We start from the raw sequence: 2,054 nt of genomic DNA on the forward strand, positions 1-2,054 counted from the left end.
CCGCCGATGGTGTCCGAGTGGCCGCCGAGGTACTTCGTCAGCGACTGGGAGACGATGTCCGCGCCGTGTTCGAGCGGGCGCTGGAGGTACGGCGTCGCGAACGTATTGTCGACCGCACAGAGCGCGTCGCCCTCGTGGGCGATGTCGGACAACGCGGCGATGTCGTTGACGTTCATCAGGGGGTTCGTCGGCGTCTCGACCCACACGAGCTCCGTCTCCTCGCGCATGGCCTCCCGGACCGCGTCGTGGTCCCGAGTGTCGACGAACGTGGTCTCGATGTCGTACTCGTCGTACACCTGCGTCAGGATTCGGTGGGTCCCGCCGTACACGTCGTCGCCCGCGACGACGTGGTCGCCCGCGGAAAGCAGGTTCAGGACCGTGTTAATCGCGCCCATTCCCGAGGAGAAACAGCGGGCGTGGCTGCCCGATTCCAGCGAGGCGAGGTTCGCTTCGAGGTCGGTGCGCGTCGGATTCCCCGTCCGACTGTACTCGTAGCCGCGGTGGTCGCCGGGCGCGTCCTGCTCGTACGTCGAGTTCGCGTGGATCGGGGTCATCAGTGCCCCCGTCTCCGGGTCCGGTTCCTGTCCGGCGTGGATCGCGCGAGTCTCGAAGCGGCGGTCGTCGGCGCTGTCGCCGTCGCCGTCGTCGGATCGGTCGCTCATGGGTGAGCCACGTCGCCGAGGGAGGTGATTCTTCCCCTTTGGATCGTCCGCGGAGGGGCACGCGTCGCTCGCGGCACGGGAGATGCCGCTCGGAGAGCGAGAGCGGTCACCCGTAAACCGAGACGCGTCGCTCGCGGTGTGAGAGTGGATGCTCGGTCAGGGATTTGAACCCTGGTCGTCGGCTGACTTCCGAACCGGCGCTGACGCGCCGCGTCCGCCGAAAGGCCAACATGATTGGCCGGACTACACCAACCGAGCGTAAACCACGCTTACGTCGGGGACGATTTAACTCTTCTCAACTCCCCGCAGCGTGAGAGGGGAACACACGCGACCGCGACGCGGTCGTCGTCGCGCGCGGACCGCGATTCGGGGCGTTACTCGTCGATGTCGACTTTCTCGATCTCGACGGCCTCGCGGGGGTCGTCGTTGCGGCCGGTCGGCACGCCGCCGATCTCCTCGACGACGTCCATCCCGTTGATCACCTGCCCGAAGACGGCGTGTTTGCCGTCGAGGTGGGGCGTGGCGTCGAGCGTGATGAAGAACTGCGAACCGTTCGTATTCGGGCCGGAGTTCGCCATCGAGAGGATGCCCGGGCCGTCGTGGGTCAGGTCGTCGTGGAACTCGTCGGCGAACTCGTAGCCGGGGCCGCCGCGGCCGTTCTCCATCGGGTCGCCGCCCTGGATCATGAAGTCGTCGATGACGCGGTGGAAGACGATACCCTCGTACAACGAATCGCCGCGGACCTCGCCCGTCTTGGGGTCCTCCCACGTGTTCGTGTCGCGCGCCGGCTCCGCGTCGGCGGCGGGGTCGTGGCGGGCCAGACCGAGGAAGTTCTCGACCGTCTTCGGCGCGCGGTCGGCGAACAGCTCGACGACGATGTCGCCGTGGTTGGTCTGGAGTGTCACCTGCGGGTTGTCGGGGTTGGAAACCTCTCGTGCCATATCCTTGAGGACGGACGCGCGCCGGAAAACCCTGCCCATCCGCGCGGTGCCCATCCGCGGGCGACTCGCCGACCGCGAACACCGCCCTTATGAACGAACGCCGCCGACGCGACGGCATGAGTTCGACCCCAATCTTGACCGTCGCCGCGCTCCTCGTCGGGGTGACGGTCGGCGCGCTGTTCGCGTTCCTCCGCGTCCCGATCCCCGCGCCGCCGGAGCTGCCGGGCGTGGTAGCGATCGTCGGGATCTACCTCGGGTTCAAGATCGTCGGCTACGCCGGCGTCGGCTTCGACCTGCTCGACGCGCTCGGGCTGTGACGCTCGCCGATCCGGTGTCCCGATCTCGGCGCTGACCGCCCCGCCGACCGGTATCATCCTCTGCGGACGAGTATCGTTTTCCGCCGGCCGGTATCGTTTTCCGCCGGCCGTGAGCAGTATCGCGTATGTACGAC

3 protein-coding genes and 1 tRNA gene are annotated in these 2,054 nt (G+C 67.5%); 1 reads left to right on the forward strand and 3 read right to left on the reverse strand.

Annotated elements, in window-relative coordinates; translation table 11 throughout:
• The 3 genes from BN903_RS02325 to BN903_RS02335 all read right to left on the reverse strand — a co-directional run.
• On the reverse strand, positions 1-662 hold a 662-nt coding region (locus BN903_RS02325), incomplete at its 3' end, for a PLP-dependent aspartate aminotransferase family protein (RefSeq protein ID WP_048076447.1).
• 149 nt (positions 663-811) lie between these two features.
• Positions 812-920: transfer RNA gene (locus tag BN903_RS02330), tRNA-Glu, on the reverse strand.
• A gap of 116 nt (positions 921-1,036) precedes the next feature.
• Positions 1,037-1,603 (reverse strand): peptidylprolyl isomerase, encoded by a 567-nt coding sequence (locus BN903_RS02335; protein ID WP_048076213.1) that lies wholly within the window; start codon positions 1,601-1,603, stop codon positions 1,037-1,039.
• 116 nt (positions 1,604-1,719) lie between these two features.
• On the opposite strand from BN903_RS02335, the gene BN903_RS02340 reads away from it, so the two are divergent.
• Positions 1,720-1,920, forward strand: a complete 201-nt coding sequence (locus BN903_RS02340; RefSeq protein WP_048076214.1) for a XapX domain-containing protein — start codon at positions 1,720-1,722, stop codon at positions 1,918-1,920.
• Positions 1,921-2,054 lie beyond the last annotated feature (134 nt).

The sequence above is a fragment of the Halorubrum sp. AJ67 genome (assembly GCF_000513435.1).